General features: G+C 65.2%; 26 protein-coding genes. 12 read left to right on the top strand and 14 right to left on the bottom strand.

The genetic code is table 11. The features are described from left to right. The first annotated feature begins 15 nt into the window (after positions 1 to 15). The 5 genes from ppsR to idi are packed head-to-tail and all read left to right on the top strand — an operon-like array spanning position 16 to position 5412. Positions 16 to 1440 (top strand): transcriptional regulator PpsR, encoded by a 1425-nt coding sequence (ppsR, locus tag EV656_RS03075; RefSeq protein ID WP_132599317.1) that lies wholly within the window; start codon positions 16 to 18, stop codon positions 1438 to 1440. 54 nt (positions 1441 to 1494) lie between these two features. Next, on the top strand, positions 1495 to 2400 hold the full coding sequence (chlG, locus tag EV656_RS03070; RefSeq protein ID WP_132599315.1) for a chlorophyll synthase ChlG: 906 nt from the start codon (positions 1495 to 1497) through the stop codon (positions 2398 to 2400). A 1-nt stretch (position 2401) separates the two neighbouring features. Next, positions 2402 to 3691, top strand: a complete 1290-nt coding sequence (locus EV656_RS03065; protein WP_132599314.1) for a BCD family MFS transporter — start codon at positions 2402 to 2404, stop codon at positions 3689 to 3691. A gap of 5 nt (positions 3692 to 3696) precedes the next feature. Continuing rightward, positions 3697 to 4878, top strand: a complete 1182-nt coding sequence (locus EV656_RS03060) for a geranylgeranyl diphosphate reductase (protein WP_132599496.1) — start codon at positions 3697 to 3699, stop codon at positions 4876 to 4878. A gap of 3 nt (positions 4879 to 4881) precedes the next feature. After that, positions 4882 to 5412 carry an isopentenyl-diphosphate Delta-isomerase gene (idi, locus tag EV656_RS03055; RefSeq protein ID WP_132599312.1) on the top strand — a complete coding sequence of 177 codons (531 nt, stop codon included), beginning with the start codon at positions 4882 to 4884 and terminating at the stop codon, positions 5410 to 5412. Between the two features lie 70 nt (positions 5413 to 5482). On the opposite strand, the gene dxs is transcribed toward idi, so the two are convergent. The 14 genes from dxs to EV656_RS02990 form a co-directional block, all read right to left on the bottom strand. Beyond that, on the bottom strand, positions 5483 to 7399 hold the full coding sequence (dxs, locus tag EV656_RS03050; protein ID WP_132599310.1) for a 1-deoxy-D-xylulose-5-phosphate synthase: 1917 nt from the start codon (positions 7397 to 7399) through the stop codon (positions 5483 to 5485). Between the two features lie 182 nt (positions 7400 to 7581). Beyond that, positions 7582 to 8676 carry a photosynthetic reaction center cytochrome PufC gene (gene pufC, locus EV656_RS03045; protein WP_132599308.1) on the bottom strand — a complete coding sequence of 365 codons (1095 nt, stop codon included), beginning with the start codon at positions 8674 to 8676 and terminating at the stop codon, positions 7582 to 7584. A 5-nt stretch (positions 8677 to 8681) separates the two neighbouring features. After that, the gene (gene pufM, locus EV656_RS03040; protein WP_132599305.1) at positions 8682 to 9650 is read right to left on the bottom strand and encodes a photosynthetic reaction center subunit M; all 969 of its coding nucleotides are present in this window, start codon (positions 9648 to 9650) and stop codon (positions 8682 to 8684) included. 2 nt (positions 9651 to 9652) lie between these two features. After that, positions 9653 to 10513, bottom strand: a complete 861-nt coding sequence (pufL, locus tag EV656_RS03035) for a photosynthetic reaction center subunit L (RefSeq protein WP_132599303.1) — start codon at positions 10511 to 10513, stop codon at positions 9653 to 9655. Between the two features lie 143 nt (positions 10514 to 10656). Next, positions 10657 to 10818, bottom strand: coding sequence for a light-harvesting antenna LH1, alpha subunit (pufA, locus tag EV656_RS03030; protein ID WP_132599301.1), 162 nt, complete (start codon positions 10816 to 10818; stop codon positions 10657 to 10659). A gap of 14 nt (positions 10819 to 10832) precedes the next feature. Further along, on the bottom strand, positions 10833 to 10979 hold the full coding sequence (pufB, locus tag EV656_RS03025; protein WP_081532750.1) for a light-harvesting antenna LH1, beta subunit: 147 nt from the start codon (positions 10977 to 10979) through the stop codon (positions 10833 to 10835). A gap of 126 nt (positions 10980 to 11105) precedes the next feature. Then, on the bottom strand, positions 11106 to 11327 hold the full coding sequence (gene pufQ, locus EV656_RS03020; protein WP_132599299.1) for a cytochrome PufQ: 222 nt from the start codon (positions 11325 to 11327) through the stop codon (positions 11106 to 11108). After that, positions 11324 to 12805 carry a chlorophyllide a reductase subunit Z gene (bchZ, locus tag EV656_RS03015; RefSeq protein ID WP_132599297.1) on the bottom strand — a complete coding sequence of 494 codons (1482 nt, stop codon included), beginning with the start codon at positions 12803 to 12805 and terminating at the stop codon, positions 11324 to 11326. Before bchZ ends, pufQ begins: the two co-directional genes overlap by 4 nt. Further along, positions 12805 to 14388 (bottom strand): chlorophyllide a reductase subunit Y, encoded by a 1584-nt coding sequence (gene bchY, locus EV656_RS03010; RefSeq protein WP_132599295.1) that lies wholly within the window; start codon positions 14386 to 14388, stop codon positions 12805 to 12807. The genes bchZ and bchY overlap by 1 nt, the downstream gene beginning before the upstream one ends. Next, on the bottom strand, positions 14385 to 14513 hold the full coding sequence (locus EV656_RS16870; protein WP_274610543.1) for a hypothetical protein: 129 nt from the start codon (positions 14511 to 14513) through the stop codon (positions 14385 to 14387). The genes bchY and EV656_RS16870 overlap by 4 nt, the downstream gene beginning before the upstream one ends. Beyond that, positions 14506 to 15507 (bottom strand): chlorophyllide a reductase iron protein subunit X, encoded by a 1002-nt coding sequence (locus EV656_RS03005; RefSeq protein WP_132599293.1) that lies wholly within the window; start codon positions 15505 to 15507, stop codon positions 14506 to 14508. Before EV656_RS03005 ends, EV656_RS16870 begins: the two co-directional genes overlap by 8 nt. After that, positions 15497 to 16444, bottom strand: a complete 948-nt coding sequence (gene bchC / locus EV656_RS03000) for a chlorophyll synthesis pathway protein BchC (protein ID WP_132599291.1) — start codon at positions 16442 to 16444, stop codon at positions 15497 to 15499. Before bchC ends, EV656_RS03005 begins: the two co-directional genes overlap by 11 nt. Before the next feature lie 119 nt (positions 16445 to 16563). Continuing rightward, positions 16564 to 17706, bottom strand: a complete 1143-nt coding sequence (locus EV656_RS02995) for a methyltransferase (protein WP_132599289.1) — start codon at positions 17704 to 17706, stop codon at positions 16564 to 16566. Then, on the bottom strand, positions 17703 to 18572 hold the full coding sequence (locus tag EV656_RS02990; protein ID WP_132599287.1) for a polyprenyl synthetase family protein: 870 nt from the start codon (positions 18570 to 18572) through the stop codon (positions 17703 to 17705). The genes EV656_RS02995 and EV656_RS02990 overlap by 4 nt, the downstream gene beginning before the upstream one ends. A 118-nt stretch (positions 18573 to 18690) precedes the next feature. On the opposite strand from EV656_RS02990, the gene crtD reads away from it, so the two are divergent. The 7 genes from crtD to EV656_RS02955 all read left to right on the top strand — a co-directional run bounded on the left by crtD (position 18691) and on the right by EV656_RS02955 (position 26727). Next, positions 18691 to 20181 (top strand): 1-hydroxycarotenoid 3,4-desaturase CrtD, encoded by a 1491-nt coding sequence (crtD, locus tag EV656_RS02985; RefSeq protein ID WP_132599285.1) that lies wholly within the window; start codon positions 18691 to 18693, stop codon positions 20179 to 20181. A gap of 41 nt (positions 20182 to 20222) precedes the next feature. Continuing rightward, positions 20223 to 21098: a carotenoid 1,2-hydratase gene (gene crtC, locus EV656_RS02980; RefSeq protein ID WP_279432456.1), complete on the top strand. Its 876-nt coding sequence runs from the start codon at positions 20223 to 20225 to the stop codon at positions 21096 to 21098. Between the two features lie 204 nt (positions 21099 to 21302). Next, the gene (locus EV656_RS02975; RefSeq protein ID WP_132599283.1) at positions 21303 to 22841 is read left to right on the top strand and encodes an ABC transporter substrate-binding protein; all 1539 of its coding nucleotides are present in this window, start codon (positions 21303 to 21305) and stop codon (positions 22839 to 22841) included. Between the two features lie 56 nt (positions 22842 to 22897). After that, positions 22898 to 23884 carry an ABC transporter permease gene (locus EV656_RS02970; protein WP_207287132.1) on the top strand — a complete coding sequence of 329 codons (987 nt, stop codon included), beginning with the start codon at positions 22898 to 22900 and terminating at the stop codon, positions 23882 to 23884. Position 23885: 1 nt separating this feature from the next. Continuing rightward, positions 23886 to 24794 (top strand): ABC transporter permease, encoded by a 909-nt coding sequence (locus EV656_RS02965; protein ID WP_132599281.1) that lies wholly within the window; start codon positions 23886 to 23888, stop codon positions 24792 to 24794. Next, positions 24794 to 25762 carry an ABC transporter ATP-binding protein gene (locus EV656_RS02960; RefSeq protein ID WP_132599279.1) on the top strand — a complete coding sequence of 323 codons (969 nt, stop codon included), beginning with the start codon at positions 24794 to 24796 and terminating at the stop codon, positions 25760 to 25762. Before EV656_RS02965 ends, EV656_RS02960 begins: the two co-directional genes overlap by 1 nt. Continuing rightward, positions 25759 to 26727 carry an ABC transporter ATP-binding protein gene (locus EV656_RS02955; RefSeq protein ID WP_132599277.1) on the top strand — a complete coding sequence of 323 codons (969 nt, stop codon included), beginning with the start codon at positions 25759 to 25761 and terminating at the stop codon, positions 26725 to 26727. The genes EV656_RS02960 and EV656_RS02955 overlap by 4 nt, the downstream gene beginning before the upstream one ends. Positions 26728 to 26729: the final 2 nt, after the last annotated feature.

Raw genomic sequence — 26729 nt, 5'->3', positions numbered from 1 at the left:
GCCGGGGCACAGGCGGTGACGTCACGGGGCACGAAATACTGGAACAGCGGCGCGATCCCCCTTGTCGCGCCCGAAATGCTGGGCGAAATCATCGCCACCGCCGCCGACCTGTCGCTGGTCATCTCGCTGGAGGGCAAGGTTTTGTCGGTGCTGGTCAACCCCACGCACCGCGCCTTTGGCCAGCTGGACCACTGGGAAGGTCTGAACATCCGCGACATCCTGACCGAGGACAGCCGCCCCAAGCTGGAGGCCCGGCTGCGCCAGATGTCCGAGGGCGAGGCCCCCGCCAAGGCGGTAGAACTGAACCACGCCGAGGGCGAAGGCTGGGATTTCCCGGTGCGCTACTCCTTCCACCGGATCGGGCCGGACGAAAACGTGCTGCTGATGCTGGGCCGCGACCTGCGCCCCATCGCGGAAATGCAGATGCAACTGATCGAGGCGCAGCTTGCCCTTGAACGCGACTACGAAAGCCAGCGCGAATACGACACCCGCTACCGCGTCCTGACAGAGGCGACCCGCGATGCCTTCCTCTTCGTCGGTGCTAAATCGGGCCGGGTGGTGGATGCCAACCCGGTGGCCTGCGAATTGCTGGGCGTGGCGCGCAACGACCTGATCGGCGCCTCTGTCGCGCATGAGTTCGAGGGCCGCCGCCGAGTCGAGTTCATGGAAATGCTGACCCAGGCCGCCACCGCGGACGAAACCCGCCCGACGGAACTGGAAACCCGCCGCACCCGGCAGGCCGTGCGCCTTTACGCCACCGCCTTTCGGGCTGCGGGCGAACGGCTGGTCCTGTGCCGCCTGGACCCGGTCGCCGATGGCGCGCAGGCCGGCGACGAAATGAACGAAAGCCTGCAGGCGATGTATCACCATGGCGTGGATGCCATCGTGTTCACCGACCGCGACGGCGTGATCCTGTCGGCGAATGACAGTTTCCTGGGCCTGACCGACGCGCCGCAACTGGCCGCGGTCAAGGGCCGCTCGCTGGGCGATTACCTGGTGCGTGGCAGCGTCGATCTGCGGGTGCTGGTGGAAAACGCCACCCGCACCGGCCAGATGCGCATGTTCGCCACGAAACTGTCGGGCGAATACGGCGCGCAGGTCTCGGTCGAGATTTCGGCCACCTACCTGGCCGACCAGTCCACGCCTGCCATCGTCTTCGTCATCCGCGACGCCAGCCGGATGGAGGTGGTGCGCAAGCCCGGCGTTGCCGTGTCCGACGACGCGATGCGGTCGGTCATGGAACTGGTCGGGTCCGCCACGCTGAAGGATATCGTCGCCGAGACCACCGATGTCGTGGAAAAGATGTGCATCGAAACCGCGGTGGAACTGACCCGCAACAACCGCGTCGCCGCCGCCGAGATGCTGGGCCTGTCCCGACAAAGCCTTTACGTCAAACTGCGCAAATACGGCCTGCTGGCCCGCGACGGGGCCGATACGTGACCCCGCCCCCCGTAAGAACGGCCCCGACCGGGGCCCGGAGATCGTGCGAAAGACATGACTGACATCCCCCAAGCCCAGACCCGACGCTTTCCCGAACCGGCCGCAATGCTGTCGGTGCTGCATCCCGTGACATGGTTCCCGCCCATGTGGGCCTATCTGTGCGGCACGGTTTCGTCCGGCGTGTCGCCGCTGGAAAAGCCGGGGCTGGTGATCCTTGGCATCGTGCTGGCCGGCCCCGTCGTCTGCGGGATGAGCCAGGCCGCGAACGACTGGTGCGACCGCCACGTGGACGCGATCAACGAACCCGATCGCCCGATCCCCTCGGGGCGCATCCCCGGACGCTGGGGCCTGTATCAGGCGCTGTTCATGTCCGTTCTGGCGCTGGTGATCGGCTGGCAGCTTGGCCCCTGGGGCTTTGTCGCCACGATCCTGGGCGTGGCTGCCGCCTGGGCCTATTCCGCCGAACCCGTCCGGCTGAAGAAATCCGGCTGGTGGGGGCCGGGGCTGGTGGGCCTGTCGTATGAATCCCTGCCCTGGTTCACCGGCGCGGCCGTTTTGTCGGCGGGCGCACCCTCGATCTATGTCGTCGTTATCGCGCTGCTGTATGGCATCGGCGCGCACGGGATCATGACGCTGAACGACTTCAAGGCGCTGGAGGGCGACAAGGCCACCGGCGTCAATTCCCTGCCCGTGACCATGGGCCCCGAAAAGGCCGCCTGGGTCGCCTCTATCGTCATGGCGGTGCCGCAGGTGGTGGTGATCGCGCTGCTGTGGCTGTGGGATCGCCCCTTCCACGCGGCGGGCGTGACTGCTGTCCTGCTGGTGCAGTTCTGGGCCATGTCGGTGATGATGAAGGATCCCAAGGGCAAGGCGCCCTGGTACAACGGCGTCGGCGTCGTCCTTTACGTGTCGGGCATGATGATCTCGGCCTTTGCGATCCGTTCGCTGGGGGCCGCGTGACATGACGCTAAGCTGGGTTCAGATCGTCCGCCTTGGCCTGGTGCAGATGTGCCTGGGCGCCATCGTGGTGCTGACGACCTCGACGCTGAACCGGCTGATGGTGGTGGAATATGCCCTGCCCGCCGTGCTGCCCGGCCTGTTGGTGGCGTTTCACTACGGCATCCAGATCACCCGCCCGTCCTGGGGGTTCATGTCGGACACCAAGGGCCAGCGCACCCGGTTCATCATCGGCGGCATGGTGATTCTGGCCCTGGGCGGCTTTGGCGCGGCCTCGGGCGTGCTGCTGTTTTCCACCAGCTTCTGGGCGGGGCTTTCGCTGTCGATCCTGGCCTACGGGTTCATCGGGCTGGGGGTTGCGGCATCCGGCACATCGCTGCTGGCGCTGCTGGCCACGGCCACGGCACCGGAACGGCGCGGGGCAGCGGCCACGATCACCTGGCTGATGATGATCGCGGGCATCGCCATTACCGCGGGCACGGTGGGCGCCTTCCTGGATCCCTATAGCCCGGCCCTGTTGATGAAGATCGTGGCCATCGTCACCGGCGGCGCCGTCATCCTGACCACGCTGACCGTCTGGGGGATCGAGCGCCGCGTGATCGCCGAACGCGAACCCGACGAGATGCCCTTTATGGAGGGGCTGCGCGAGGTCTGGGCCGAACGCCGCGCGCGCATCTTTACCCTGTTCGTGTTTCTGTCCATGTCCGCCTATTTCATGCAGGAACTGATCCTTGAGCCCTATTCCGGCCTCGTCTTCGGCTACACGCCGGGGCAGTCCACATCCCTGTCGGGGGCGCAGAACGGCGGCGTGTTCCTGGGCATGGTGCTGGTGGGTATCAGCACCTCGATCCTGCGCTTCGGCTCGTTGCGGAACTGGGTGATCGCCGGGTGCCTGGGTTCTGCCGCGGCCCTGGGGCTGGTGGCCACGCTGGGCAATCTGGAGGCCGGGCTGCCGCTGATGCCTGCCGTTGTCCTGATGGGCTTTTTCAACGGGATGTTCGCCGTGGCCGCCATCGGCACCATGATGGCCCTGGCCGGCGAAGGGCGCGACGCGCGCGAGGGCACGCGCATGGGCCTGTGGGGCGCGGCGCAGGCGATTGCCGCCGGGTTCGGCGGCCTGCTGGGCGCGGCTGCCGTCGACAGTTTGCGCCAGATCATGGAAGACGCCCCCGCATTCGGGTTGGTGTTCACGACTGAAGCGGTCCTTTTCGTGCTGTCTGCCGTGATGGCGCTGAGGATCATCGACTCTAACAAACCCTCAACGGAAAACGCGGGCCTTGTGCCAGGGGAGTGATGCAAATGATCTATGATGTCGTTGTTGTCGGAGGCGGCCCCGCCGGGGCCACGGCGGCCGAGGACCTGGCCCGCTCGGGTAAGAAAGTCGCGCTGCTGGACCGCGAGGGCCGGATCAAACCCTGTGGCGGCGCCATCCCGCCCCGCCTGATGCGCGATTTCGACATCGGTGATGACCAACTGGTCGCCAAGATCGACACCGCGCGCATGATCTCGCCCTCTGGCCGCTACGTGGACATTCCGATCGAAAACGGCTTTGTCGGCATGGTCGACCGCAAGGATTTCGACCCCTTCCTGCGCGACCGCGCCGAAAAGGCCGGGGCAGAGCGGCACACCGGCACCTTCGTCCGGGTGGAGCGGGAGGACGAAAAGACCTTCCTCGTTTACCGCGACAAGCAGTCCAAGGAAGAGGTGCGGCTGCAAACCAGGTTCATCATCGGGGCTGACGGCGCCCGGTCCGACGTGGCCCGCGCCGAGGTGCCCGGCGGCGACAAGATCCCCTATGTCATCGCCTATCACGAGATCATCGACGCGCCGATGGCCGTGGGCAACTATCAGCCCAACCGCTGCGACGTGATCTATGACGGGCGCATCAGCCCCGATTTCTACGGCTGGGTCTTCCCGCACGGCAAGACCTGTTCCGTGGGCATGGGCACCGGCGTGGACGGGTTCGACCTGAAACAGGCGACCGCCGACCTGCGGACCATGGCCGGGCTGGACCAGGCCGAAACCATCCGCAAAGAGGGCGCGCCGATCCCGCTGAAGCCGATGAAGAAATGGGACAACGACCGCGACGTGGTCGTGGTGGGCGATGCCGCGGGCACCGTCGCGCCGTCCTCGGGTGAGGGGATCTATTACGCCATGTATGGCGGGCGCGTGGGCGCGATGGCGGTGTCGGCCGCGCTGGCCTCTGGCCGGGCGTCGGACCTGAAACTGGCGCGTCAGCAGTTCATGAAGGATCACAAGATGACCTTCAACGCGCTGCAAAGCATGCAGGACGCCTATTACCACTCCGACGAACGGCGCGAGCGGTTCGTGTCGCTCTGCCATGACGTGGACGTGCAGACGCTGACCTTCGAGAGCTACATGAACAAGAAGCTCACGAAGAAGCGCCCGCTGGCCCATATCAAGATCGGCATCAAGAACGTCGCCCACCTGACCGGCCTTGTCCGCCCGGAGTTCACCTGATCCATGGGTGACATGATCCCGGCCTGGGTGAACGGCGAACTGACCCCCGTTGAGAAGCTGGAGGCCCATCAAAAGGGCCTGCGGCACAAGGCGATTTCTGTCTTTGTGATGGATGGCGACAAGGTGCTGATCCAGCGCCGCGCGCTTGGCAAGTATCACACGCCCGGGTTCTGGGCGAATACCTGCTGCACCCATCCCGCATTTGACGAATCGTCCAAGGATTGTGCCGCCCGGCGCCTGAAAGAGGAGCTGGGGATTACCGGCCTGCCGCTGGAGTATCGCGAAACCGTGGAATACCGCGCCGATGTGGGCAATGGCCTGATCGAGCACGAGGTGGTGGACATCTTCGTCGCCCCCGCCACGGCCGACCTGAAATGGGACCTGAACCCGGACGAGGTGATGGACGTGCGGTGGGTGTCCCTGCCCGATCTGGCGCGAGAGGTGCAGGCCAAGCCCGATTCCTACACTCCGTGGTTGCAGATCTATCTGGACCAGCACGCCGCCAGCATCTTTGGCGACCTGTCCCCGGCCTGAGCGGATCGGCGCACACATGAAAAAGGGCCCGGTGCGGCGGCACCGGGCCCTTTCCTTTTGTCCTTTGCCCTCAGGCCGGTTTGGCGAAATGCCCCGGCGCCACGCCCAGGGCCGTCAGGGCCGTGTCTGCGATATCGCGGGCGGTCAGCTTGGCCTCTGCGTACATCTCGGCGGGGCTGGCCTGTTCTATGAACGTGTCGGGCAGGGTCATCGTGCGGATCGCGCAACCCCGATCCAGCCGCCCGGTCCGGGCCAGCCAGTGCAGCACCAGCGCGCCGAACCCGCCCTCGGCGCCATGTTCCACCGTGACCACGGCGGCATGGTTGTCCACCAACTGCCCGATCAGGTCGGTATCCATCGGCTTGGCAAAGCGTGCGTCGGCAACGGTGACAGAAATGCCCCGTGCCTCCAGCTCTTCGGCGGCCTTCAGCGCATCGCCCAGAGCGGGCCCCAGGGTCAGCAGCGCCAGTTGGCTGCCCTCACGGATCACGCGGCCCTTGCCGATTTCCAGCAGGCGCCCGCGTTCGGGCAGTTCGGCGCCCACGCCCTCGCCCCGCGGATAGCGAAAGGCGATGGGCCCCTCGTCAAAGGCGGCGGCGGTGGCGACCATGTCCTTCAGTTCCGCCTCGTCGCCGGCGGCCATCACCACCATGCCCGGCAGGTTCGACAGAAACGCCACGTCAAAGGCGCCCGCATGGGTGGACCCGTCCGCACCCACCAGCCCGGCCCGGTCGATGGCAAAGCGCACGGGCAGCCCCTGCAACGCAACATCATGCACGATCTGGTCGTACCCGCGCTGCAGGAAGGTGGAATAAATCGCGCAGAACGGCCGCAGCCCGGCCGCCGCCATGCCACCGGCAAAGGTCACCGCGTGCTGTTCGGCGATGCCCACGTCGAACACACGGCGCGGGAAACGGTCCTGCATCATGTCCAGCCCGGTGCCCGAGGGCATGGCCGCGGTGATCGCAACGATGCGTGAATCGCGCGCCGCCTCTTCGACCAGCGTCTTGCCAAAGACCGAGGTGTAAGAGGGCGCGTTGCCCTTGCTCTTTTTTTGGGCCCCGGAACTGACATCGAATTTCGACACGCCGTGATACTTGTCCGCGGCGGTTTCGGCGGGTTTGTAGCCCTTGCCCTTGACCGTGCAGACATGGATCAGCACCGGGCCAGAGGCCCGCGCGCGTGCCGCGCGCAGCACGGTCAGCAACTGCCCCATGTCGTGGCCGTCGATCGGACCGATATAGTCGAAGCCCAACTCCTCGAACAGCGTGCCGCCGCCGGGGAAGCCGGTGACCAGTTGCCGGGCGCGGCGCGCGCCCTCGCGGATGGGGCCGGGCAGCGCGGATTCAAAATCCTCGGCCATGTCCTTCAGCTTGCCAAGGGGGGTGCCGGCGTACAGGCCGGACAGGTATTTCGACATCGCGCCCACAGGCGGGGCGATGGACATTTCGTTGTCGTTCAGGATCACGAACATCCGCTTGCCCAAGTGGCCCGCGTGGTTCAGCGCCTCATAGGCCATGCCCGCACTGATCGACCCGTCGCCGATCACCGCGATGGCGTCGCCCGTCGGCTGGCCCATGTCGCGGCCCATCGCGAACCCAAGTGCCGCCGAGATCGAGGTAGAGCTGTGCCCGGCGCCGAACGCGTCATGTTCGCTTTCGGTTCGCTTGCAGAATCCGGCCAACCCGCCCCCCTGACGCAGGGTGTGCATCCGGTCGCGGCGCCCGGTCAGGATCTTGTGCGGATAGCATTGGTGGCTGACATCCCACACCAGCTTGTCAAATGGGGTGTTAAAGACAGCATGCAACGCGACGGTCAGTTCGACCACGCCCAGGGACGACCCCAGGTGCCCGCCGGTCTGCGAAACGCTGGAAATCACCTCGTGCCGAACATCCTTGGCCAGTTGCGTCAACTCGCCCTGGCTCAAACCCTTCAGGTCGGCCGGACCGGCGACCCGATCCAGTGTCGGGGTCAGCGGCTTGTCCATCTTGTTGTCTCCCGCGCGCGTTTCACAAAAAAGCGCCGTGTGGAAACGTCTCCACACGGCGCCAGTGTCCTGTGTCTGACAGGAAGGGAACCGGGGTGTGGAGGCCCCGAACACCGGGCCCCCGAAGGAACCCGATTCGTGCGACCGGGCGGCCTGTTCGCACCGCCCGGCCCATGTTCAAATCACTCGGCCATGGTGGCCAGTTCGGGCCACTCGGCAACCATGTTGCGGCCGTTCAGCGGGCTGATGACCTCCATGTGGCAGGTCATGCAGTTCATCTTGGCCGACTCTTCGCCCAGGATCTCCGAGCGGGGCTCGAAGAAGGTCTGGTTGACGTCGATCGCCATCTGCTGGGCCAGCGTCGTGATGGACCACTGCGGCGTCACCTGGGTGGCGTCGTAGAAGGCGCGGGTGTTGTGGCAGTAGACACAGCCCACATCCAGCGCGTTCGACTGGTGGTTCATCAGGCTGAAGGTCCGCTCGGCGTCCTGCCAGGTGGGATCACCCGGCTGCTGGTCGACGCGGCTCTCCAGGTCGTGGACCTTGATCGACTCGCCATCCAGCAGGAACTTCTCGACCGCATCCACGGGCAGAGAGGTGTATTCGCTCTGCGTATATTTGTGGATGAAGTCGGTCGCCGTATGCGCGCCTTCGTAGGTCAGCAGACGGTTCTGGATCGCGGCCCAGCCCTCGGCGGCAGAGTTCACCGCACCCGCTTTCAGCCACGAGCCCGGAGGCGTCGGCTGGCCGCGGTGGCAGGTGTAGCAGTTCACGCCGACACCTTCGGAGGCCAGGTTGTGCGTATCCCACGAGTCGTTGAGATACTGGGTCGTCTCGATGCAGTTCTCGGTGATGGCCAGCTGGGTCGGGTCGGCATCCTCGCTGACAACCAGCGTGATGTCGGTCCCGGTCCAGGCGCTCATCGCCTTGGTGAGCTGATCGAAGTTCGCCTGGTCCATGTCGCCGAAGGCGATGACCTCCCCGTAAGCCTCGGCTGCGGTGGGCGTACCCTCCGGAACCTCGACGCGATCGAAGGCGACATAGGTCTCTTCGTACTCGTCGTACTGCGGGTTTTCTTCCACGAACTTGGAGACGGCCATGCCGATACCACGCGGGCCGGTCTGGATGTCTTCGGTCCGGTAGGGATTGTCGAAGGCCACGATCATCGCCGCAACCGCCGCCCCGGTCACCACCGTGCCGGTCAGAACCGCCGGCCCGATGATGTCAGTGGGGTTCTCCTCACTCCATTGGAAGAACCATTTGGGAAGTTTCAGCATGGTTCTCAGCCTCCTTGCACGGTGTAGGCTTCAAAGCCGTAGGGTTGGTCATAGGAGGGCGCGAAGTGGTGTTCCTGTGCCCAGATGAACCAGTTGTCGACAACCGTGCCGGTCAGGAGGATGCCGATCCCGCCCGTGATCGGGGTGAGGACAGCGAACCACCAGGCCCAGCGGTGAATCCCTTCGATCGTCGCGTTGAAACCCATGGTCCAGCGCCAGAACAGGGCCGAGCGTTCGGCCGCGGTGCCGCGGTCGTAGATCTGCTCCAGTTCACGGTCGCCGCCGAAGCGGGTCACGGCCAGGATCGTACCGCCATGCATGGCGAACAGCAGGGCCGAGCCATACAGGAAGGCGATCGAGAGCGCGTGGAAGGGGTTGTAGTAGAGGTTGCCGTAGCGGATCGAGAAGGCCGTGGTCCAGTCGAGGTGCGGGAAGATGCCGTAGGGCACCATTTCCGACCAGCTGCCCATCAGGATCGGGCGGAAGAAGCCCAGCACCATGAACAGCCAGATCGCGGCCAGGAACGCCCAGGCAATGTGCTTGCCCATCTTGTGTTCCACGGCCAGTTGGTAGGTCCGCACCCACCAGGCCCACACCGACACCAGCAGGAAGAAGCTGGCGATCATGTACCAGCCACCGTCATGCAGCGGCGGGATCTGCAGGCCGTATTCCGGGCTCGGCGGTTCCAGCGCCAGCCAGAAGCCCTGGCGCAGGAACTGGACGATCGACCAGTCCACCTGGCTCAGCATGTTGAGCCCGATGATGACGAAGGCGGTCAGACCGGCGAAGATGGAGATCACACCGCTGTAGCCCAGGTAGATCGGGCCGAGCTGCGCGTTGCCGAACCAGCCGAGGATCGAGAAGTGGCCGACACCGCCGACGCGCTCCTCCATCATGTTGTTCTCGTTGTCCATCCCCCAATCGCCGGGGCCCTGGACCTGAACCTGAGTGAAGATGTTCTGATACTCAGCCATGATTACATTCCCCCTTGGCCGGCGCCAGCCGGGGCGATATCCGGCCAGATCGGCATGTTGCTCCACCAGGTCCACCACTCGGGCCAACCTTCAGTCCAGAGCGGACCGGAGATGATGATACAAACGGCCGAGAAGAACACCGCGTTCATGGCAAGCAGCCAACCGATACGGTGAATGCCGAGCGTACCGATCGAGTAGCCGATCAGGTCGCGGAAGTAGGCGTCTTCGTGATCCGGCGTCTTGGCCTCTTCGCCCTCTTCGGGATTACAGGCCGACAGGATCAGGCCACCGTGCAGCGCAAGCGCCAGACAGGTGGTGAAGAACAGCGTCACACCCAGCATGTGGAACGGGTTGTAGTGGAAGTGCAGGTACGCGTAGCCCGTGTTCGACACCCAATCAAGGTGGCTAAAGATGCCGTACGGGAAGGCGTGACCCCAAGCGCCCATCAGCAGCGGGCGGAACACTTCAAGGCACAGGTAGGCAAAGATCGCGACGCTGAAGGCGATCGGCACGTGGTAGCCAATGCCCAGCTTGCGGCTGATCTCGACCTCCCGAAGGGCCCAACTGACGAATGCGCCGATGGCGCAGACGGTGATGAATTGCCAAAGCCCGCCCTCTTCGAGCGGCGCAATGCCGAGACCGTAGCTGAGATCGGGGGGGGCGATGTGAATCACCCAGGGGTTGAACGTCCCCTGCATGGAGGCCCCGTAAAGGATCAGAATGGTCCCGAGGGTGGCGAAGAAGATCGTCGTAACTCCGAAGAAGCCTACATAGAAAGGCCCCACCCAAAAGTCGAACAGATCGCCACCGATGAGCGTCCCTCCACGGACGCGATACTTTCTCTCAAAACTGAGCAGTGCCATCGTCTGTCTCCGCAAATGGCGGCCGTGTCCGTGTGGGCCTCAGCCGTCCTTGTTCTTCGCGATAGCTGCGGGCGAAAGATCGGGGCTTCCGCCCGCAGCGATGGTGTCACTTCCAGGTGCTATACCCCAGAAGGCCGAGCGCCTTAGGCGCCAGCGGCCTCGGCGGCCACGGTCAGCCAGTTGAAGTAGGGGTTGCTGAGCACGAACAGGTGAATCATCACCGCCAGCAGGAAGAGGAACACGCCTTGCGCAACCAGCACGCGGCGCGGATCGAAGATCATCCAGATCTTGTAGAATTTTGCCATTGTTCAGACCCTCCTCAGAGCCACGGACGCCAGATGTAAACTGCCAGGTGAGCCAGGACGGCGACGGCCGAGAACAGCCAAAGCCCGCTCATGTAGACAGCATGCACTTCCTGCGCCTGCTCATCGGTAAGACCCGAGAACGACAGATCAGATTCAGCCATTAACTTTCCTCCGGATCGTCAGACTGATGCCGCGCACCCCGGCGGCCGGGTTCCAGCAAAGCACCATGCCTTGCCAGGATTCGCCCAACCGGGGGGATGGGCGAATATGGTGACCTGCCTGATTGCTCAGGCAGCGAAGATCATCGGGGTGATGATTCGCGCTTGGCTCCATGCGCGCGAAATCGGCCCCTTGGTATTCAGGTTCCCCTGCCGGACCAGCGTCAGCAGCCACGTGATCGTGGCCACCGGCAGGGCGGCAAGGAAGATGATCGCGAAATAGACCGTGAACTCCGCCTTCGGCGGACGATGCGCACGCGCGATATTCAGATCGGACGTTTGGTCGGTCATTTGCTCTCTCCTTTCGAAAGACTAACGAAACTTTCCGGCGAAAGCGCCGCGACAGTTTCGACCACCACCCGTTCTGCGCCCTGTTCGAGTGCGGCTTTTTCGGCAGCATCGCGCAGGGACTTGGCGGCGGAAATGCGAGTCAGCACCGGATGCTCGGCCACGATGCGGTCGAGGAGCGCCTGGGCGTCTTCATCCCACGGGAAATCGCGGCGCAGCCGGGTGGGCGTTGCCGAGGCCGAATCCATTTCGGACCCCAGCGGAAGGATATGGAAGAGCGCGTCGAACAGCGCGTTGCACACTTCCTGAACGACGTAAGTCGCGCCAGCATAGCCCATAAAGGGCGTTCCGGTGGCCCGGCGAATCGCGGCACCCGGGAACCCGGCCGGGATGAAGGCCGGTTTCGGGCCGTGCCCGGCGGACAGTTCGGCGAGGTACATCTTTTCGTTGATGGAGCCAAAAACGACCAGCGGCCGCTTCTGTCCCATCATCCGGCGTACCTCGGCATTGTCGGTCTTAGCGCCGGCCTTGCGGGCCACCGCAAAGGCGCAGGGCAGCCCCATATCCGTTTCCAGGAAATGCCGCAGACCGCGCGCATATGTCTCGTTCGCAACGACCGCAAACGACGCCGTGGCAAAGAAATCTTGCGTCACCGACCGCCACAGATCCCAGACCGGCTTGATCGTCGAGTGCTTTTCACGCGCGATGAAGGGTTCGGGGTCCAGATCCAGCAGCTCGCCCAGTTTGCGCAGGAACTTGGTCGTCGAATCGATGCCGATCGGCGCCTGCAGGTAGGGCTTGCCCAAAACCTCGGCCAGGCCGCGGCCAAACTCGCGATACATCACGACGTTGACGTCGGCGTTCACCAGGTTGCGCATCTCGGCCAGGTGGGCGCCCAAGGGCATCACCATGTTGACCTCGGCGCCGATTCCCTCGACCAGGCGGCGAATCTCGGCCAGGTCGGACGGCATGTTGAACACGCCGTACATCGGGCCCAGGATGTTCACCCGCGGCTTGGCGCCCTCTTCACGCTTTTTCTCGGGGGGCATCCGGCCCTTGGTCATGCCGAATTCCGAGAACAGCCACGTCATCGCGCGGTCGGCGGCTTCCCACTGATCCTCGTCGATGGTGCGCGGTAGAAAGCGCTGGATGTTGGTGCCCTGCGGCGTGACGCCGCCGCCGATCATCTCGGCGATAGAGCCGGTGACCACCACCGCGGGCAGGGCCGGATCGAGGGTCTGCCAGGCGCGGTTCATCGCACCCTCGGTCCCCTCGCGGCCCAGCTCTTCCTCGCCCAGGCCGGTGACGACGATGGGCAATTCGTGCGGCGGCAGCGCGTCGGTATAGTGAAGGACGGAGGTGACCGGCAGGTTTTCGCAGCCGACCGGGCCGTCAATCACCACCTGCAGGCCCTTGGTGGCACAGAACGCATAGACTGCGCCCCAGTAGCCCCCTGCCCTGTCGTGATCCAGCACCAGCATCAGATCATCTCCTGCGCCTTCTCGGCGCGACGCTTCTTCTCAAGTTTTTTCGCTTGGAGAGCCCGGAATTCCGGGTGGAGATTCGGATCCCCCTCCCAAACCCCGGCGGTGTCTCCTTCGCCCACACCTTCGAAGAATTCTTTCATCGATTCCATGCGGCCCTTGTTCGCAATCGCCGCATTCACGACCTGTGCCAGGCTGCCCGCACCGGCCGGTCCCATCAGCGGACGGGCCGAAATCAGGTTGGTGAAGTAGAGGCCGGGCACGCCCAATTGCTTAGCTGCCTGAACGACCGGCGTGGTGCCGATGGCCAGGTCGGGGCGGATTGCCTCCATCGCGGCCTTATCATCCTCCAGCGAGGCGCGGAACTGCACCTTGACGCCCTTGGATTCCAGCCAGTCGCGGTCGGCCTCGGACTGTTTTGTCCGGGCGCAGGCCGTTCCGACATAGGGCACATTCGCACCCGATTCGATCAGCAGGCGCGCGACCAGCAATTCGGACCCTTCATAGCCCGACAGGGTCACCGTCCCCTCGATCGGGGCACCGGCCAGCGCGCCCTTGATGGCGGGCAGGAAGGTGTTCTGCGCCTGCGCGACCTTGTCCGCCGGCAGGCCGAAGGCATCGCCGATATTCGCCAGCCAGGCGGCCGTGCCATCGTGCCCCACCGGGGCAGAGCCCACGATCGGGCGCCCGGCCGCGTCGAATTCACGCATCGCCGAGGTATAGAACGGATGGATCGCCGCCACCGCGCCACAGTCCAGCGCGGCGTAAAGCTCGCGCCACTCGCGCGCGGGGACCACCGGGCCGCAGGCCAGGCCCAGCGGGTCCAGCATCTGCCCGATCACGATGGGATCGGCCGGGAACATCTCGCCCAGCAGGGTCACGGTCGGGCGATCCGAAACGCCGCCCTCGGGGGCGGCGACGGGTCCGGCCTCGGCCTCGCGGCGGGCATAGTTCAGCATGGCACCGGCCAGCACGTCCTTGGCCTCGGCATGGGTGGGCACGCCGAAACCGGGCACGTCGATGCCCACGATCCGCACGCCGTTGATTTCCTCGGGCAGCAGCCGCAGCGGCACGCCCGACGCGGTGGGCACGCACAGGTTCGTCACAACGATGGCGTCGTAACGGTCCGGATCGGCCAGTTCGTGCACCGCGTCGCGGATATCCTCGAACAGCTTGCCAGTGACCAGCGTTTCGGAACTGAAGGGCACATAGCCCACCGACCGCCGCGCACCATAGAAATGCGACACGAAAGTCAGCCCGTATACGCAGCAGGCCGACCCCGACAAAACGGTGGCCACGCGGCGCATCCGCAGGCCCACGCGCAACGACCCAAAGGCCGGGCACATGCTTTGCGGTTTGTCGTGCGGGCCTTGCGGGTAATCCTTGCGGTACTGGTCCAGAACGTCAGAGGCGCCCGCCATGCGCGCGGCGGCCTCCATCTCTTCTGCACCGGCATGGCAGCCCATGCCGTCGCCCAACGCCGGATCGGCGCCGCCGCAAGAGGTGGTCTCGGGCGCCGGTGCGGCGTCCGCGATCACCTCTGCGGTGTGGGCATCGTCATACTTGACCTCTTCGGTCATTTTTCCTCCACCTCGCGCGGGGCGTCCGCCTCCTGACCGCGAGTGTTCTGGTCCTCGTCGAAATCGGCATGCGCGAGACGCTCCAACGCCTCGTCCCAGCGGGAGAGTTCGTCGAGGTCAAACATCGTCGTACACCACTTCGAGGGATTTCTTCGGCTTGGCGTTCTTGCCGCGCATGTCGGCATCGGTCGCCGGGGTCAGCTCGAAATCGGCGCCCACATCCTCGGGCGCGAACAGGCCCAACAGGCCGTCGTTGGTCAGCGGCTTGGGCCGGATCGGCGGCGCCTCTGCCACGGCATCGGCCAGCCCGGCGAACAGCTCGCCCCAGGGGCCCTCTTTCGTGCCGACGATCTGGTAATTGGCCGATTTGCGGCGCAATTCCTCGTCCTGCGGGATCGCGGCCAGGATCGGGATATCCACCGCCTTGGCAAAATTCTGCGCCTCGCCGGTGCCGTCGTCCTTGTTGATGACCAGGCCCGCGACGCCGACATTGCCGCCCAGCTTGCGGAAGTATTCCACCGCAGAGCAGACATTGTTGGCCACATACAGCGATTGCAGGTCGTTCGATCCGACCAGGATCACCTTTTGCGCCATGTCGCGCGCGATCGGCAGACCGAAGCCGCCGCAAACCACGTCACCCAGGAAGTCGAGCAGCACATAGTCGAAATCCCAGTCGTGGAAGCCCAGCTTTTCCAGAAGTTCGAAACCGTGGATGATGCCGCGCCCGCCGCAGCCGCGCCCGACCTCGGGGCCGCCCAGCTCCATCGCGAAGACGCCGTTGCGCTTGAAGCAGACGTCGCCGATCTGCACCTCTTCGCCCGCCAGCTTCTTGGCGGTCGAGGTTTCGATGATCGTCGGGCAGGCCTTGCCGCCGAACAACAGGCTGGTGGTGTCCGATTTCGGGTCGCAGCCGATCAGCAGCACGCGCTTGCCCTGTTCGGCCATCATGTTGGACAGGTTGGCCAGGGTAAAGGATTTGCCGATGCCGCCCTTGCCGTAGATCGCGATGATCTGCGTTTTCTTGGTGGGTTCGGTCACGGGCACCTCGTCCAGGGGCTCGTTCGCCTCGTCGCGCAGGCGCTGGTCGATGTCTTTGATGTTCGGGGCATCAAGCGTCATTTACGGTTCCCCAATTCAGGATCATTTTCAGACAAGCAGGATCGTTGAAGGCGGTTTCATAGGCTTCTGCGGCCTCTTCCGCCGGAACGCTGTGGGTAATCAGACCCCCCAGCGAGAGCGCGCCGGATTCCACCAGCGTTCGCGTCGCGATCAGATCCTCACGCTCCCATTCCGCGGCAATGCGCAGCCGGGCCTCTTTCATGAAGGCCGGGGGGAAGGCAAAGGACAGCGGGTCGGTATAGAACCCCGCCAGCACCACCTCGCCGCCCTTGGCGATACGGGTGATGAGATCGTTCAATAGGCCGCCGTTGCCGGAGGCGTCATAGACGGTGCGGTAATCGTGCCGCGGGTCGTTGTCGGGGTGGATCACCTCGTACCCCTCGGCGCCGGTGGCGCGGTCGGGGTTGATTTCCCAGACGGTCGGGGCGGGCGCACCGGCGGCGATGGTCAGTCGCGCCAACAGGCGGCCCAGCACGCCGTGGCCCACGATCAGTTCGGGCATCTTCTTGTCCACACCCGCCAGCGCGTGACGCGCGGTCGCGGCCAGGGCCAGCAGCGCGCCCTCGGCCCCCAGGCCGGGGTCGATGGGCGTGACGCGGTCGGCATCGGTCACCAGCCGCCGGGTCGATCCGCCGAACAGACCGAACGCCCCCTCATAGCAGTTCGCACCGGGAACAAAGACGCGCTGCCCCACCTTGTAGGCGGTTTCCGACCCGGCCTCGACGATTTCGCCGGCGGCCTCATAGCCCGGAACCAGCGGATAACCCATCCCCGGAAAGGGGGGCATGTTGCCGGTGTAAAACAGTTTTTCCGTGCCGGTGGAGATGCCGGAATGGGAAATCTCGACCACCAGGTCGCGCGGACCCGGCTCCGTCAGACCCAAACGGCCAAGCCCGATTTCCCTGGGCCCCCGAAGGATGACGGCGGTGGTCTCCATTCTGCGTCTCCCGATTGCCTTCGTCCCGATCAGAGTCGGGACTCACGTGTCTTCACGTTGATGTCAGTTTATTCTGACAGGCCAAAGTGTCAACTTTTTTAGACAGCTTGACAGGTCAATTATGTCGCCCCGGGCTTACACCCCGTGACAACAGAGGTGACATAGGGGCGCCGGGTCGGCGGGGTCTGGATGTTCTCGAACCCGGCCTCGGCCATCAACTCGGCGATCCGGGCCTGGCTGCGCGCCGTGCCGGTCTGCATCGCCATGCAATAGAACGCGAAATACGCATCGCCCGAGCGTTCGGGCCGCGCCCCGCCGCCCATCGGTTCGGACACGATGAACCGCCCGCCCGGCGGCAGGGTGGCGTAGATCTTGGCCATCAGCGCACGCACGGTGTCGTCTGCGTGATCGTAACACACCCGGATCAGCGAAATCGCATCGGCGCCCTGCGGCAGCGGATCGTCGCGGAAGCTGCCGCCGGTGACGGTGGTGCGCCCGGCCATGCCCGCGTCGCGGAACCGCGCCTGGGCCGCGGGCACCACGGCGGGCAGGTCGAACAGGGTCATTTGCAGGTCCGGATAGGCCGCGCCGACAGCGGCCAGGAACGCACCCGTGCCCCCGCCCACATCCAGCAGATGGGTAATCCCGTCAAACGATACGGTGCGCAGCGTTTCCTCGGCCACCAGCGTCTGGCTGTCGGCCATCAGCTTGGAATAGCGCTCGGCCACCTGCGGGTTTTCCGCCGCACCCGCGCCGAACACATAGGGCCAGAAATGCGCCAGTTCGGTATCCTTTTCCCCGCGCAGCAGGGCCACCGGGTCCGCAAGGTCGCGATAGAACACGTCGTGATGCTGGATCATGCCGATCACGCCGGGCGCCCCGATCAACGCCGCCCCCAGGGCCGAGAGCTGATAGCCATCGCCCACACGCTCAAACAAGTCCAGGGCCGCGGCGGCCTGGCACAGGGCCTCCATCCGGTCGGGGGCGATGCCACGGGCCTTGCCCAAGTCCTGAGCGGTCTGGGGCGCGTCGCGCAGCGCCTCCAGCAGATCCAGTTCGACGACGGCCGCCAGCACCTGGCTGTAGACAAAGCCCGACACAAGGTCGAACAGGCGCTGTCCCTCGCGCCGGGAATGGCCGCGGGTCAGCGGGAAACGGCTGGCCCAGCTTTGAAACCCGCGCGAGGCGATCTTGCGGTTGCGCCAGCGCCGCCAGGAAAACCCGCGCGGCGCGACGGCGGTATCGGACACGGCGTCGGTCATTCCGCGGCTTCGATCGCTTTGGCGGGCACCAGCCGTTCGGCGGTCTTGCGCACCATCTGCACCAGCCCGTCCCGCCCCGGACAGGCCGGGATGGAATCGATGGCCCCCGACATGATTTCATTCAGACGGTCGATAGCCCCCTGAACGCCCAGTTCGGCCACGGCACTGGGGCGCGCGTTGGCCTCGTCCTGGCCGGCGGGCTTGCCCATGTCCTCTTCACTCAGCAGCGCGTCCTTCAGGTCGTCGGCCACCTGAAACGCCTCGCCGATGCGGTCGCCCAGCTCTTCCCATGGGGCGGCCGCTTGCCCCGCCGCCACAGCGCCCATCTGGGTCGCCGCGATGAACAGCGCGCCGGTCTTGGCCTTGTGATAGGCGGACAGGTCGATCTGCTCTTCGCTTTCCCAGCCCTGCCCGGCACAGATGCCGTAGGGCATGCCGGTGCGAATGCCCAGGATGCGGATCAGTTCCAGCGCGCGTTTCGGGTCCGCGTCGCCGACCCGTGCCAGCACCTCAAACCCGGCGGTGATCAGGCTGTCGCCGGTCAGCAGGGCCAGCGGCTCGCCATAGGCCTTGTGCAGGGCGGGCTTGCCCCGGCGGATATCGGCATCGTCGAAACAGGGCATGTCGTCATGCACCAGGCTGGCGCAATGGATAAGCTCGATGGAAATCGCGGCCGCGTCCGACAGCGCCGGCTTGTCATCGCCACAGGCCAACGCAACATGCAGGCACAGCGTCGGGCGGATGCGTGCGCCGCCGGGCGTGACGGCGTAGTCCAGCGCCGAGGCCAGCTTGGGCGGGGCGACGCCCCCCTGCCCCTCTGCGATCGCGTTGCCGATGGCCGCTTCGATACGCGCCGAGATGTCCATGGAGGGCCCTCATGTGCTGTTTCGTCCCGTCCGAAGTGTCAGGTTTGCGAGACAATTTGAGTTGTAAACCAGAATGGACACACTATCCTGCGGAGTCAATATTTCTTGAGGAGTCGTGATGGCCGCATCCCCTGCAAAAGTTGTGGTTATCGGGGCCGGGATGGGGGGGCTTTCCAGCGCCATCCGGCTGGCCCATGCCGGGATGGATGTGCAGGTCATCGACCGCGCCCCCGTGCCCGGCGGCAAGATGCGCACCATGGCCACCGAGGCCGGGCCGGTCGATGCAGGCCCCACGGTGATGACCCTGCGCCCGGTGTTCGAGGAACTGTTCGACAGCGTCGGCGCGTCCCTGTCGGACTATGTGACGCTGCACCGCGAAACCGTGCTGGCGCGGCACTGGTGGCACGATGGCGGCACGCTGGACCTGTTTGCCAGCCGCGAGGAAAGCGCCGCCGCCGTGGGCGAATTTGCAGGCGCCAAGGCGGAACGCGAATTCCGCGCCTTCTGCCGCCGGGCGGAACGGTTGTTCACCGCCTTTGACGGACCGATGATGCGGGCCGCCGCGCCCAGCCAGGCCGAACTGACGAAACATGTCGCCACCCATCCCTGGCTGATTCTGGACATGGCGCCGCACCGGAAACTGTGGGGCAGCCTGACCCGGCAATTCAGCGACCGCCGCCTGGCGCAACTGTTCGGGCGCTATGCAACCTATGTTGGCGGCTCTCCCTTCCGCTCGCCCGCGCTGCTGGGGCTGATCTGGCATGCCGAGGAACAGGGCGTCTGGCGGGTTGAGGGCGGCATGCACCAACTGGCGCAGGGCCTGATGCGGCTGGCCACCGATCAGGGCGTCAGCTTTACCTTCAATGCGCGGGCCACGCGGATCGAGGTGCAGAACGGCGCCGCGGCCGCTGTGCACCTGGCGGATGGCACCCGCCTGCCCGCCGATATCGTGGTGTTCAACGGCGATCCGGCGGCCCTGGGCGCGGGCCTGTTGGGCGAGGCGGCGCAAGACACCGTGCCGCGCGCGAAAACCCATCCGCGCAGCCTGTCGGCCTATGTCTGGTCCTATGCCGCCGTGCCGCATGGCCCCGAGATGGTGCATCACAACGTCTTTTTCTGCGACAACCCGCACACGGAATTCGATCCGATCGCCCAGGGGCGTATGCCAGACGACGGCACGCTCTATATCTGCGCCCAGGACCGCGGCACCGGCCGTACGCCGCAGGGCAAGGAACGGTTCGAGATCATCATGAACGGCCCGCCCGTTGCAGACGGCGCCGAGGCGACAGACGAGGAGAAAGAGACGTGTCGGACACGCACCTTCGAGACGCTGGCCAGCTTCGGCCTGACCTTCGATCCCCGGCCGGGGACGGACTGGCTGACAACGCCGCGCCACTTCGCCAAGCTGTTTCCGGCGTCCGAAGGCTCCCTCTACGGGCGGAGCCCGCACGGCCTGACAGCCTCTCTGAAGAGGCCCACGGCGCGGACCTCGCTGCCGGGGCTGTACCTGGCGGGGGGCGGGGCGCATCCGGGGGCGGGCATCCCCATGGCGACCCTCTCCGGCAGGCACGCGGCCGCGGCGATCTTGATGGACCGAACTTCAACCTAGAGGTTCCGCCGGACGGCTATGCTTGGTGGTATGTCGACGGCATCAGCGATGACGGCGAAAAGTCGATCTCGATCATCTCTTTCATCGGGTCGGTGTTTTCGCCCTGGTACCGCTGGTCCGGCCGCAAGAACCCCGAGGCGCATTGCTGCATCAACGTCGCCACCTACGGCAAGGGCGGGCGCTGGACGATGACCGACCGCGGGCAGGCGGCCCTGCGCCAGACCCCCAACACGTTTGAGGTGGGGCCGTCGAAACTGACCTGGGACGGCGGCAAGCTGTATATCGACGTGGACGAACTGGCCTGGCCGCACATGCACCGCCTGAAGGGGCGCATCACCGTCACGCCCTCTGCGATCACCGATGTCGAACTGCCGCTGAAGGCCGATGGTAGCCATGTCTGGCGGCCCTTCGCGCCGTCCTCTGACATCGAGGTGGACCTGAACCAGCCCGGCTGGCAATGGACCGGGCACGCCTATTTCGACTCGAATTTCGGCATCCACGCGCTGGAGGACGATTTCAGCTATTGGACCTGGGGCCGCTTCCCGACCCGCGACAACGGGGCCTACTGTTTCTACGACGCCGCCGTGCGGGATGGCAGCGAACTGGCCGTGGGCCTGCATTTCGGCGCCGATGGCACGGCACAGGTGATCGACGCCCCCCCGCGCACCCGCTTTGCCCGGTCGAAATGGCTGGTCCGGCGCGAAACCCGCGCCGATCCCGGTTATCGGCCGAAACAGGTGGCCGACATGCTGGACGCGCCGTTCTACTGCCGATCCACCGTGCGGACCCAGGTGTTCGGCGAGGAAACCGTCGGCGTGCACGAGGCGCTGGACCTGGACCGCTTTGCCAGCCCGCTGATCAAGCCGATGCTGGCCGTCAAGGTGCCCCGCCGCAAGGGGTGGCGGTTCGACGACTGATCCGCGCCCGCAGAACGCGAAAGACCGCCGCCGGGGCATCCTTGCGGCAGCTTCCGTTGCGTCATCATTGTTACAAACCGCCTATGCGGGGGTTTGCATTCCCCGCGGAATTGGAACAGCATGTCGCACATGAGCGCGTATCCCGCAGGGACGGCCGCCGCTGCCTCGGCGGCCCTAAAGCGCGCCCAATTCCAGGAGAATCACATGAAAACAATCAGGACTCTGGCAACCGCAGCCGCGCTGGTGCTGGGTGCAGCCGGTCTGGGCGGTGCCCAGACGCTGAACTTTGCCTATGACGCCGACCCGGTGTCGCTGGACCCGCATGAACAGCTGTCGGGCGGCACGCTGCAAATGGCGCACATGGTCTTTGACCCGCTGATCCGCTGGAACAAGGATCTGGGCTTCGATCCCCGCCTGGCGTCCAGCTGGGAACGTGTGGACGACACCACCATGCGCTTCAACCTGCGCGAGGGCGTGACCTTCCACAGCGGCGACACGATGACCGCCGAGGATGTCGTCTGGACCATCGAGCGCCTGAAAGGATCGCCCGACTTCAAGGGCATCTTTGCAAGCTGGGTCTCGGCCACCGCCATCGACGACACCACCGTCGAGATCAAGACCGACGGTCCCAGCCCGCTGGTGCTGCACACCGCGACCTATGTCTTCCCGATGGACAAGGACTTCTACGAGGAAGGCGGCGTCGAGATCGTCAAGCATGGCGACAGCTTTGCCAGCCAGAACGCATCCGGCACCGGGCCGTTCACGGTGGAATCGCGCGAACAGGGCGTGAAGACCGTGTTCCAGCGCAACCCGAACTATTGGGACACCGCCAGCCCGGGCAATGTGCAGACCGCCATCCTGACCCCGATCAAAGAGGCCCCGACCCGCGTGGCCGCCCTGCTGGCCGGCGATGTCGACTTTATCGCGCCGGTGCCGCCGACCGATCTGGACCGCATCCGCGACAATGACGGCACCAAGCTGGTGACGATGACCGGCACCCGGATCATCACCCTGCAACTGAATCAGAAGCGCAACGAAGCCTTTGCCGATCCCAAGGTGCGCCAGGCCATCGCCTATGCCATCAACAACGAAGGCATCGTCGCCAAGATCATGAAGGGCTTTGGCACCGTCGCGGCGCAGCAGTCGCCCGAGGGCTATGTCGGCTACAACCCCGACCTGACCCCGCGCTTCGATGTCGCCAAGGCGCAGGCCCTGATGGCAGAGGCGGGCTATGCCGACGGCTTCTCGGCCACGATGATGTGCCCCAACAACCGCTACGTGAACGACTACAAGATCTGCGAAGCGGCGGCGGCGATGTTGGCCAAGATCAAGATCGACATCGATCTGACCACGATGCCCAAGGCGCAGTACTGGCCCAAGTTCGACGAGCGCGCTGCCGACATCATGATGATCGGCTGGCATTCGGACACCGAGGATTCGGCCAACTTCAACGAGTTCCTGACCATGACCCCGGATGCCGATACCGGCCGCGGTCAGTACAACTCGGGCAACTACTCGAACCCGAAGGTGGACGAGCTGACGCTGGCCTCGCTGACGGAAACCGACCCCGAGACGCGGGCCGCGATGCTGCAGGAGGTGGAACAGATCCTGTATGACGACGCCGCCTTCATCCCGCTGCACTGGCAGGATCTGGCCTGGGGTGCGCGCGAGGGTGTCATGATCGAGGATGTCCTCAACGTCATGAACTTCCCCTACCTCGGCGACCTTGTCATCGAGGAATGATGTGATAACAGGCGGACCGCGAAATTCGTGGTCCGCCTGACACAAGGGCACGCCCCATGCATATTCTAGCCTTTCTGATCCGCCGCGCCGTACAGGCACTGGTCGTGATGTTCGTCATCTCGATCATCGGCTTTTCCATCCAGGACAACCTGGGCGACCCCCTGCGCGAGCTGGTCGGCCAATCCGTGTCCGAGGCCGAGCGCGAGGCGCTGCGCGACGAGTTGGGGCTGAACGACCCCTTCCTGGTCCAGTACGCCCGCTTCCTGGGCAACGCCGTACAGGGCGACCTGGGCACCTCCTACTTCTTCAAACGCCCGGCGATCGACGTGATCCTGGACAAGTTCCCGGCCACCTTCGAACTGGTACTGGGGGCGGTGTTCATCTTTGTCTCTGTCTCGATCCCGGCGGGCATCTACTGCGCGATCCACCGCGATTCATGGCTGACACGGATCATCATGACCGGGTCCATCGTGGGCATTTCGATCCCGGTCTTCCTGACCGCCATCTTCATGGTGTGGCTGTTCGGGGTGGAACTGGGCTGGCTGCCCGCCTTTGGGCGCGGCGACACGGTCACGTTACCCTGGGGCTGGGATACCGGGTTTCTGACCTGGGACGGGATCAGCCACCTGATCCTGCCCTCGATCACGCTGTCGTCGATCATGCTGCCGCTGTTCATCCGCCTGATCCGCGCCGAGATGCTAGAGGCGATGGGAACCGATTACGTCCGTTTCGCCCGCGCCAAGGGGCTGAGCACCTGGCGCGTGCGCTATGTCCATGCCTTCCGCAACACGCTGTTGCCGGTGGTTACCGTGGGCGGGCTGATGATCGGCACGCTGATCGCCTACACGATCCTGACCGAAACCGTGTTCCAGTGGCCCGGCATGGGCTTTCTGTTTCTTGAGGCGGTGAACCGCGTCGATACCCCCCTGATCATCGCCTACATCATCGTGGTCGGCCTGATCTTCGTGGTGGTGAACACGCTGGTCGATTTCATCTACACGCTCATCAATCCGATGGTGAAACTGCCGGGGGCCAAGGGCTGACATGATCTCCTTTTCCGCCTTCTTGAAACGGTTCCTGTCCGACCCCGTGGCCATCGGGGCAGGGATCGTCCTGCTGGTGCTGGTGCTGATGGCGGTTCTTGCGCCGCTGATCGCCCCGCAAAACCCCTATGACCCGCTGCAACTGGACATCATGGACAGCGAAATGCCGCCCGCGTGGAAACCCGGCGGCGACGAACGGTTCCTGCTGGGCACCGACGCGCAGGGGCGCGGCGTGCTGTCCACCATCATGTACGGCACCGGGATTTCCCTGCTGATCGGCGTGGGCGCGGTGATCGTGCAGGCCGTGCTGGGCATCACCCTGGGCCTGATCGCCGGGTACAAGGGCGGCTGGATCGACAGCTTTCTGATGCGGCTGGCCGATATCCAGCTGTCGCTGTCCACGCTGATGATGGCGATCATCGCGCTGGCGCTGTTCAGCGCAGCCTTTGACGCCAACACCTATGCGGATTACGCGATCATCATGCTGATCCTGGTGATCGGCATTGCCGAATGGCCAAAATTCGCGCGCACGGTGCGATCGTCCGTCCTGGGTGAAAAGAAGAAGGAATATGTCGATGCCGCCCGCGTCATCGGCCTGCCCGCCCGGCGCATCATGTGGGGCCATATCCTGCCCAACACGCTGACGCCGGTGCTGGTGATTTCCACCATCCAGGTGGCCGAGGCGATCATGATCGAGGCCTCGCTGTCCTTCCTCGGCCTCGGCATGCCGACCGACCGGCCCTCGCTGGGGTCGCTGATCCGCTCGGGGTTCGAGTTCATCTTTTCGGGCTCGTGGTGGATCACGCTGTTCCCCGCGCTGGTGCTGATCGCGCTGGTGCTGTCGCTGAACCTGCTGGGCGACTGGCTGCGTGATGTGCTGAACCCGAAACTGCGCCGGGGAGAGGACTGATGGCGATGCTGGAAGTGCAAGACCTGCATGTCGCCTTTCCGCGCGGCAAGCGGGACGAGGTCGAGGCCCTGCGCGGCGTGAACCTGCATCTGGAAAAGGGCGAACGCCTGGGCGTCGTGGGCGAATCCGGGGCGGGCAAATCGATGCTGGCCTTTGCGATCCTGAACCTGATCGCCGATCCCGGCCGCGTCAGCGGGGGCCGCGTGATGTTCCACGGCGAAAACCTGCTGGACCTGTCCGAACGCGGCATTCGCGGCATCCGGGGCAACCGGATTTCGATGATCTTCCAGGATCCGATGGTCACGCTGAACCCGGTGCTGACCATCGGCACGCAGATGATCGAAACGCTGAAGGCGCATCGCAAGATTTCGGATGCCGAGGCGCGCAAGCTGTGCATCGAACGGCTGAAGCAGGTCGCCATTCCGTCCGCTGAATCGCGGATGGATGCCTACCCGCATGAACTGTCCGGCGGGCTGCGTCAGCGGGTGGTGATCGCCATCGCCCTGCTGACCGATCCCGAACTGATCATCGCGGACGAACCCACCACCGCGCTGGACGTGACGATCCAGGCGGAAATCATGGCGCTGATCCTGAAACTGTGCCGCGAAAACGACGTGGCGCTGATCCTGATCACCCATGATCTGGGCGTAGTGGCCGAGGTGACCGAGCGGATCATGATCATGTATGCGGGCCTCTGCGTCGAAGAGGGCCGCACACAGGACATCATCAACGCGCCCCGCCACCCCTATACCGCCGGCCTGCTGAAGGCCCTGCCGCAAAAGGCCGGGCGCGGTCAGCGGCTGTACCAGATCCCCGGCTCCATGCCGCCGATCACGGCCCTGCCGCCCGGCTGCGCCTACAACCCGCGCTGCGAATTCGCGGCGGACCGCTGCCGCGCCACGATCCCGCCGCTTGCCGGCGGCGTTGCCTGTTTCCACCCGCTGCAAGAGGAAGAGGCCGCCTCATGACCCAGCCGATTGTCGAGACGCGCGGGCTGGAAATGCGGTTCGCGCTGCCCACCCATTTCCTGAGCCGCGAAAAGCCGGTGCTGCATGCGCTGAACGGCGTGGATGTGTCGATCCAGCCCGGCGAAAGCTTTTGCGTGGTCGGCGAATCCGGCTGCGGCAAGACCACGCTGGGCCGCGCCATCATGGGGCTGCTGGCCCCCAGTGCCGGGGAGATCCTGTTCCGTGACCAGCGCATCGACACCATGGACGAACGCATGCGCAAGCCGATCCGGGCAGAGATGCAGATGGTGTTCCAGAACCCCTATGCCTCGCTCAACCCGCGGCGCAACGTGTTCGACACCCTGGCCGAACCGATCCGCCACCTGCTGCCCGACACCCCCGCCGCCGAGGTCCGCGAACAGGTGGAATCGGTGCTGGCCGCCACGGGGTGCGATCCCAGCTGGCAACGCCGTCTGCCGCATGAATTTTCCGGCGGGCAACGCCAGCGGATCGCCATTGCACGGGCGCTGGTCACCAACCCGGCCTTCATCGTGGCGGACGAACCGATTTCCGCGCTGGACGTGTCGATCCAGGCGCAGATCCTGAACCTGCTGACCGACCTGCAGGCGGATCGCGGCCTGACCTACCTGTTCATCACCCACGACCTGAGCGTGGTGGAGCATTTCGGCAGCCGCGTGGCGGTGATGTATCTGGGGCAGGTGATGGAATTGGCGGAAACCCAGGCCATTTTCGCCCAGCCCAAGCATCCTTATACCCGCCTGCTGCTGGAGGCGATCCCCAAGCTGGAAGGCGGTTCCTTCGACAAGCCGCGCACGCCGGGCGAATTGCCGGACCCGGTCAACCTGCCGGTCGGCTGCCCCTTTGCGCCGCGGTGCCCGCTGGCCGATGCCCGCTGCCGGGCCGAACGCCCCAAGCTGCGCACGCTGGCCAATGGCACGCAGGCCGCCTGTCACCATACGGAATAGGG

It is taken from the genome of Rhodovulum adriaticum (assembly GCF_004345735.1).
GTDB lineage: Bacteria > Pseudomonadota > Alphaproteobacteria > Rhodobacterales > Rhodobacteraceae > Rhodovulum > Rhodovulum adriaticum.
The sequence above is the reverse complement of the archived record's forward strand: the minus strand, read 5'-3'. Positions and strand labels throughout refer to the sequence as shown.